Origin of the sequence: Actinomadura sp. BRA 177 (assembly GCF_013372625.1) — a bacterium.
Taxonomy (GTDB): domain Bacteria; phylum Actinomycetota; class Actinomycetes; order Streptosporangiales; family Streptosporangiaceae; genus Spirillospora.
Genome location: NZ_JABXFD010000178.1, coordinates 1 through 6,802 on the forward strand (window position 1 = coordinate 1; position 6,802 = coordinate 6,802).

Genomic DNA, 6,802 nt, shown 5'->3' on the forward strand with positions numbered 1-6,802 from the left:
TGCTCCTGTATGCTGTTGGTCGGCAGCGTCAGATGTGTATAACAGGGCGCTGCGGCACCCTTCTTCGGCTGCTCACGCGTGCAACACCGCCCGGCCCGGGTCTGTTTCCCGTGAATACGGCGACGCCCCCGCCACCCGGCGGGGGCGTCGCCGTATTCACGGGAAACAGATCCGGGCCGGACGGTGTTGCACGCGTGAGAAGCCGAAGAAGGGTGCCGCAGTGCGTGTTGAATTCTGGTCCGACGTCATCTGTCCCTGGTGCTACATCGGAAAGCGCCAGTTCGAGCATGCGCTCCAGGACTTCGAGCACCGCGACCAGGTCGAGGTAGTGCACCGCTCCTTCCAACTCGACCCGTCCTTCCCGCACGGCGAGACGGTCGACGTGGCCGACATGCTGGCCGGCAAGTACGGCATGCCGCGCGAGCAGGCCGTCGCGATGAACCAGCAAATGGAGGAGCGCGCAGCCGGCGTCGGCCTGGAGTACCACCTCAAGGACGGCAGGGCAGGCAACACTGCGGACGCGCACCGCCTCGTCCACCTAGCGGCAAAGCACGGCCTCCAGGACGAACTCGTCGAGGCGCTCTACAAGGCCCACTTCACCGACCGCCGCTCGATCTTCGACCACGACTCCCTGACGAAAATCGCCAAAGAAACAGGCCTGAACGGCGTCCGCGAAACCCTCTCCTCCGGCACCTTCACCGCCGAAGTCGAAGCCGACCAGCGCGAGGCCCGCGACCTCGGCGCAACAGGCGTCCCCTTCTTCGTCATAGACCGCCGCTACGGCATCTCAGGCGCCCAGCCCCCCGAAGCCTTCACCCAGGCCCTGACCCGAGCCTGGACGGACGCCCACCCCACCCTCACCACAATCGGCACCCCCACAGAAACCTGCACCGACGAAACCTGCACACCCCCAAACTGACAGGGAACCGTCACCCCCAGCCACACCGAGACCGAACCAAACATCCCCACGCGCCAGGACGCGCTCGTTCCTGCGATTCATCACCCGTTCGCGGCCGAGCCGGCGCTAGCCCGCCCGACCGCTCAACAGAGAAGTCAGGGACAAGAGCCGATCCGGCCCTGATGAGATTCGGAACGACGCCACAACCGCCCGAAGCCAGAAACCGCGTCCGTGCAGACCAAGACCAAGCGCATCGGGGACACCAAGAGCACCCGCTCCCCGGAGGAAGCCACCACTCTGGACGGCGCGGCCGACCTGGCGGTCGAGCAAGCGCCGCCTAGCACCCAAGGACGGGACCTCACCGAGCCGCTCCCACACACGCGCGGGGCCGTCGACGTCATGACCGCGCGGCTCGGTCACGCCGACCCGGTCTAGGCGCACGTCATCAATCAGCAACTCGTAGAGGCCTAGACCTAGACCTAGACGCGCGCGATTAGCAAAGCCCCTCGCGGAAGACCGCAAGGGGCTTTGACCTGTATGTGTGCACCCGAAGGGATTCGAACCCCTAACCTTCTGATCCGTAGTCAGATGCTCTATCCGTTGAGCTACGGGTGCCTGCCGGAGTTAACTGTACCGGCTCCGTGGGGCTGTCCGCGAATCGGTTGGCCGACGTGAGGTTACGGAAGCGTGACTTGGGTCACGGAACCCCGCGTGGTGGCGGTACGCCAAAGGGGTGATCGAGACGAGTGATGCGGGTGGTCCCGCTCCCGTCCGAAGCCCAACCCCCTGAAGGAGTACCCCCATGCGCATGTCCGCAACCAAGCTGGCCGGCATCATCGCCGTCGGCGGCTTGTTGCTCGGCTCCACAGGCTGTGGCGCGGTCGACGCCATCGCCGGTGGGAAGAAGACGACCGCCTGCAAGAACATCGAGAAGGAGCTGCGGAGCTTCTCGAACGACAAGACGACGGTGACGTCGCTCGGTGGCGCCGCCGGGGCCGCGCAGAAGTTCTCGGACACGGCCAGCAAGGTGCGGTCGGAGGGGCAGAGCGCCGGCGGTGACGTCGAGTCCGCCGCGACCGCGTTCGCGGGCGACCTCGACAACGCGGCCGAGATGCTGCGGAAGCTGAGCTCCGGCGACATGTCCGGCGTCGGCCAGCCCAACACCGCAGCCATGCAGCAGCACGGCAACGACCTGGCCGAGGCCTGCGGATTCACCGCCTTCCGCCTGGGCTGAGCCGCGACGTGCCCCTCCCGCGGCCCCGGGAGCGGCACGCCCGCAGCGGTTTCCCACTATGCTGCTGAGACCACGGGACGCAGGCTTTGCCGGTTGGCTCGCCGAACCGGTAGCCTGTCCTGAGCCTGATGGCTACTGGAGGATTCGCCTAGTCCGGTCTATGGCGCCGCACTGCTAATGCGGTTTGGGTTCACGCCCATCCGGGGTTCAAATCCCCGATCCTCCGCCTCTGACCAGCGGTTACCTTGATCTCGTCCGATCAAGGGAGCCGCTGGTTTTGCTTTGGGGGGCCGATGGGGGGCCGACGCGGCGGGGGACCACTGCCGCCGCCGCCTCGGCGGCGGCTTTGAAGACCTGGGGGACCACGGAGGCATAGACGTCGGCGGTGAAGGACGACCGCGCATGCCCCAGCGTCTCGCTGACCACCTTCATCTCGACCCCGGCTGCCAGGGACAGCGTGGCCGCCCCGTGACGCAGGTCGTGGAACCGGATGGGAGGGAGCGGCCCTCCGGCGAGCGCGGCCCGTACCTTCACCTCGCTGACCCGGTGGCGCTTGGCGATTTGCGGGATCGTCCAACCGTCATCCTCGTGCCGTCGTCTGATGGCGGCGTACTGCGTGATGAGCAGTTCGAAGCGCTGCGAAATCCACTCAGGGCGGAGCGGTGAACCGTCGGGACGCGTGAACACCAGACCTGAGTTCACCCAGGCCGGGCCGGCTGCGAACCTCTCGGCCTTCTGCCGGGTCCCCCAGGTCCGCAGGTGGTCGGCCGTGGTCGTGTCGATTGTGACGGCTCGGTCCCCGGCATCGGACTTGGTGTCGTCGGGTTCGAGGTCATCATCTGATCTCGTTTCGCGAATCGCGAGGATGCCCTCGTCCAGGTCGACGTCGCTCCATGGAATTCCGGCGACCTCGGCTCTCCGAAGTCCTCGGAAGGCCACGAGGTGGAACAGCGCGTACAGCCGTTCCGCCTCGTAAATGTAGTCGAGGAAGGCGCCTGTGTGAGCGGGAGTCCACACCATGACCGGGGCCGGGTTCTTCCCGTTCTCCTCCCAGCGGGCTACACGAGCGGAAGTCCAGACGAGAGGCTTCCGGCGTGGCTGGCGAGGAAGCTCGACGTGCTCTGCCGGATTGTGCGTGAGGTACTTCTTCTTGACGGCCGACCCCATAGCGGAGCTGAGCACGGCGTGCACACGCTTGATTCGCGCGGGCGACAGAGGCTTCGTCTGCTTCTTACGGGATGCCTCACCGTCCTTGTTCTTCTTCGCTGAATCAGCTCTGGCATCGATGAGCCGACGCAGCAGTTCGCTGGGCCTCTTACCCTCCGGGAGCGGTTGGTTGATCTGGAGCATGGCCGCGTAGAGCTCGCTCACGTGGTGTGCGCGTAGGTCGACGAGCCGAAGGTGCCCAAGCCCTGGCTTGTGATAGAGCTCCACGGCCTCGCGGTAGCTGCTCAGCGTGGAGCTCTTCAGGTCGACCTTGCCAGCGATCCATCGGTCAAGCCACTGCGCGACTGTCATCCTGTGATCGGATGCGTGGCCGTCGGCCCCTACCTTGGCGAGCTCTTTCGCCAGTTCGCGCTCGGCGTCGACCTTGGACGGGAACGGGCCGACCCTTGGTCGGCGCCGTTTACCGTCGGCGGACGGAGGAGCTTCGTATCGGAACCACCAGGTTCCGTGCCCCTTCTTCTTGATATCCGGGCAATTCGTGTCATACCGCTTGCCCGTCTCCGGATTCGAGCAGCGGCACCGCTTGAACACGGCCCCCTTCAAGCGATCACCTCCCTTGAAGTCTTTATGTAACCGCATTGACACTGACAGTGATAACAGTGTCGGCGTGAGGCGTCAAACGACGTCACCAAAGGGACAAATAGACTCTTTCCCGCGATTGGATGCAGCCGATAACCCTGCCCGTGCCCGCTGATCGCAGGCACGGACGGGCTGTACGCCAGGATCTTCGGTCGTCGCCGACGCCTATCGTGGTGGGCCCTTCTCAACCTCGATCAGTTGCAGCAGGCAGGCCGTCGGCACTCGATACCGGGTACCGACACGGATTACCCGGCAGGGGAAGTCGCCGCGTTTGGCCAGCTCATAGGCATGACTGCGAGAGAGGCCGAGCACGCGAGCAGCGGTCACGATGTCGACGACCGTGGGGAGATCCGCTACTTCGGCGTACTTCATGAGCTTCATGATTGAACTCCTGAGCTTGGAAGAGGGAGTGCTTTGCTTTGATGAGCGCGATACATGGCCGCGGTTAAGTGCAGCACCAGGCGCTGTCGCAGGTGCCGTCTCCCCTTCGAGGGAGAGGGTGTCGGTTCGGAGGGTGACGCCGGCGAGGGGTGCGTTGATGCAAGAGCGGGCCTCCGGTCAGGTCTGGGTAGAGCGCGATGCCATGGGTCTGGTGGCGCCGGTGTATTGGCGTTCGCGGTAGGGGTTGCCGGTGAATTGGGCGATGCGGACGACATCGCCGGTTTGGGGTGCGTGGATCATGCGGCCTGAGCCGTAGTAGATGGCGACGTGGTGGATGGTGGTGGGGTCGTTGGGGTTGGTGGCGAAGAAGAGCAGGTCGCCGGGCTGGAGTTGGGCTCTGGGAACGTGGGTGCCAGCGTTGTATTGGTCGGCGGCGACGCGGGGTAGGCGGATGCCGGCTTGGGCCCAGGCGTATTGGGTGAGGCCGGAGCAGTCGAAGCCTTTGGTGGCGGCGCCTTGGGCGATGCCGTAGGTGGGGCCGGTGGGTCCACCGCCGCCCCAGGAGTAGGGGGTGCCGAGCCAGCGCAGCGCGGCCTTGACGGCGATGGCGCCGCGTCCGGTTGCTGTGGGGGCGGCGTAGCGGGCGGCTTGGGTGAGGACTTTGCGGACGTACCAGTCGGCGTGGTTGTAGTGCCAGATCGCGCGGCGCAACTGGACGCCGCCTTGCCCGGCGTGGTTGGCGCACAGGTAGCGGGCAGCGCCGGGGATGGCGTCGGCGGGGTTGTAGCGGTCTTTGCGGCCGTCGTGGTCGCCGTCCACGCCGTAGGCGGCCCAGGTCACGGCAAGGAACTGCATGGGGCCGCCGGCCCCGGCGGCGTTCTCACCCGAGTGGACGCCGGGGGCGGTGGAGCGGCCATGGTCGGATTCGACTTTGCCGATGGCGGCCAGCACGTTCCAGGGCAGGCCGGGACAGGTTTGGGCGGCGTCGAGGTACCAGCGCAGGTAGGCGGGCGGGATGTCGCGCCTGGCCTCGGCGGTGGGTGCGCCGGCCAGGGGCGAGCCGGTACCTGCGGCTGAGTCGTGGCCGGCTGCCAGGAAGAGCAGGCCCAGGGGGAGGGCGAGGGCGGCGGCGCATGCGGTGGCGGCGGCCTTCACCGGGTGGGCCGCCGGGCTGGGTTAGTCCTGGGCGCCGGTGCGGGCTTGGCGTTGGGCGCGGTACCCGGCGCCCTTGTTGAGCTGGGTGGTTGGGTCATGGGCGGCTTCCCCGGGTTGCTGGTGGTGGGGCTGCCGCAGCACCTCGCGGACTGCTTGCCAGGAGTAGCGGAAGTCCTTGCCGGTTTTGAGGGCGGGGATCTGCCCGGCGTTGGCCATCCGGCGGACCGTCTGGGGCGAGAGGCCGAGTTTGGTCGCGAGTTCGGCGGTGGTGAGGACGTCGGGATCGCGGCCGGGTGTCTCGGTCATCTCTGTGGCTCCTGGGTGGGCGGTCACGGTCGTTCCTTTCCAGTGTGGTGGATCGGTGCTGCGGAGGCAGCTTATCGGCGTGATGACGTTCTCTGAATTTGTTTGACGATGCTTGTGCTCTGTCATGTTGACACGTACCGTGATCGTCCAGCAACCCAGTGCATCGATTCGGGGGTATGTGGGTGAGTCTTCGACAAACCAGGCCAAGACCGGCCGACCAGCCCCGCACTCAGGCGGGCGGCCAGGCGGGCCAGGACCTGGACGTGGTGGTGGCCGGCGCGCATGGCGGTGCCGGGACCTCGACGCTGGCGGCGTTGCTGCCAGCGGTGTGGGACATGGGCTCGATCGGGCCGCTGCTGGAAGTCGGCCGGTCGCCGCTGCGCGCCAAGGGCCGTCCGGTGGTGCTGGCGGTCCGCAACACCGCGGTCGCGGCCAAGGACGCGACTGCGGCGATCGGGGCCCTTGCCGCGTGGGAGGAGCGGGTGGCGGCGCTGGCGATCGTCAGCGACGGCGGCCCGGAGCCACGGGAGGCCACAGCCCGCTTCGCCCTGCTGGAAGGGCGGGTCGGCGGCGTGGTGCGCGTCCCGCATGTACGGGCGCTTCGCCTGGTGGAGGACCCATGCGTGGTCGCCCTACCGGGCAAGGCGCGCCTGGCACTGGCCGAGCTGCGTCGGCTGGTCGGTGGGAGGGCAGGGCAGTGCTGACCTCATTCACCGTGACCACGGTGGCGGCGCTGGCGCCGCTCGACGTGGATGTGCCCGATCCTCCTCCCCAGGCGCCGCCGGGGCTGGATCAGAAAATGGAGACGCTGCTGGCGTGGGGCAAGTGGGGCGTGCTGATCTGCGGCGTCGCGGGCCTGTTCATCTGCGCGGGCCAGATGGCCATCGGCCGCAAGTGTCGGCGTACTCCTTGGTGTGCAGAGGTGAGTACGGATAAACGTGCAGAGTTGGTCGGGGGTCAGCCGGTGGCGGAGACCTGGGTTTCGACGGCGGCGAGACGGTTCTTGAGCCGGTAGCTGGGGC

The 6,802-nt window shown here is 67.1% G+C and carries 9 protein-coding genes and 2 tRNA genes; 6 read left to right on the top strand and 5 right to left on the bottom strand.

Annotated elements, in window-relative coordinates; all coding sequences use genetic code 11:
- Positions 1 to 220 precede the first annotated feature (220 nt).
- Both HUX53_RS05875 and HUX53_RS05880 read left to right on the top strand, forming a co-directional pair.
- Complete coding sequence (locus HUX53_RS05875; protein ID WP_176402148.1) at positions 221 to 919, top strand: DsbA family oxidoreductase; 699 nt, start codon at positions 221 to 223, stop codon at positions 917 to 919.
- Between the two features lie 210 nt (positions 920 to 1,129).
- A complete protein-coding gene (locus tag HUX53_RS05880; RefSeq protein ID WP_176402149.1) occupies positions 1,130 to 1,333 on the top strand; it encodes a hypothetical protein in 204 nt (67 codons plus the stop codon).
- Between the two features lie 107 nt (positions 1,334 to 1,440).
- Here HUX53_RS05880 and HUX53_RS05885 read toward each other — a convergent pair.
- Positions 1,441 to 1,513: transfer RNA gene (locus tag HUX53_RS05885), tRNA-Arg, on the bottom strand.
- 187 nt (positions 1,514 to 1,700) lie between these two features.
- Here HUX53_RS05885 and HUX53_RS05890 point away from each other — a divergent pair.
- Entirely contained in the window at positions 1,701 to 2,132 is a 432-nt protein-coding gene (locus HUX53_RS05890; protein ID WP_176402150.1) for a hypothetical protein, read from the top strand.
- Between the two features lie 137 nt (positions 2,133 to 2,269).
- Positions 2,270 to 2,358 (top strand) — tRNA-Ser (locus HUX53_RS05895).
- Positions 2,359 to 2,372: 14 nt separating this feature from the next.
- On the opposite strand, the gene HUX53_RS05900 is transcribed toward HUX53_RS05895, so the two are convergent.
- The 4 genes from HUX53_RS05900 to HUX53_RS05915 all read right to left on the bottom strand — a co-directional run bounded on the left by HUX53_RS05900 (position 2,373) and on the right by HUX53_RS05915 (position 5,780).
- Positions 2,373 to 3,902, bottom strand: coding sequence for a tyrosine-type recombinase/integrase (locus HUX53_RS05900; RefSeq protein ID WP_255204971.1), 1,530 nt, complete (start codon positions 3,900 to 3,902; stop codon positions 2,373 to 2,375).
- Between the two features lie 201 nt (positions 3,903 to 4,103).
- Positions 4,104 to 4,319: a helix-turn-helix domain-containing protein gene (locus HUX53_RS05905; protein ID WP_217919128.1), complete on the bottom strand. Its 216-nt coding sequence runs from the start codon at positions 4,317 to 4,319 to the stop codon at positions 4,104 to 4,106.
- A gap of 177 nt (positions 4,320 to 4,496) precedes the next feature.
- Complete coding sequence (locus HUX53_RS05910; RefSeq protein ID WP_176402152.1) at positions 4,497 to 5,474, bottom strand: C40 family peptidase; 978 nt, start codon at positions 5,472 to 5,474, stop codon at positions 4,497 to 4,499.
- 21 nt (positions 5,475 to 5,495) lie between these two features.
- On the bottom strand, positions 5,496 to 5,780 hold the full coding sequence (locus HUX53_RS05915; protein ID WP_176402153.1) for a helix-turn-helix domain-containing protein: 285 nt from the start codon (positions 5,778 to 5,780) through the stop codon (positions 5,496 to 5,498).
- 182 nt (positions 5,781 to 5,962) lie between these two features.
- On the opposite strand from HUX53_RS05915, the gene HUX53_RS05920 reads away from it, so the two are divergent.
- Together HUX53_RS05920 and HUX53_RS05925 are read left to right on the top strand one after the other, a co-directional pair.
- A complete protein-coding gene (locus HUX53_RS05920) occupies positions 5,963 to 6,484 on the top strand; it encodes a hypothetical protein (protein ID WP_176402154.1) in 522 nt (173 codons plus the stop codon).
- Positions 6,478 to 6,795 (top strand): hypothetical protein, encoded by a 318-nt coding sequence (locus HUX53_RS05925; RefSeq protein WP_176402155.1) that lies wholly within the window; start codon positions 6,478 to 6,480, stop codon positions 6,793 to 6,795. The genes HUX53_RS05920 and HUX53_RS05925 overlap by 7 nt, the downstream gene beginning before the upstream one ends.
- Positions 6,796 to 6,802: the final 7 nt, after the last annotated feature.

What these genes read in the sequence shown, in the direction of transcription:
- HUX53_RS05915 (WP_176402153.1), bottom strand. Translation starts at nt 5,780, where the DNA reads ATGACCGAGACACCCGGCCGCGATCCCGACGTCCTCACCACCGCCGAA.
- HUX53_RS05905 (WP_217919128.1), bottom strand. Translation starts at nt 4,319, where the DNA reads ATGAAGCTCATGAAGTACGCCGAAGTAGCGGATCTCCCCACGGTCGTC.
- HUX53_RS05890 (WP_176402150.1), top strand. Translation starts at nt 1,701, where the DNA reads ATGCGCATGTCCGCAACCAAGCTGGCCGGCATCATCGCCGTCGGCGGC.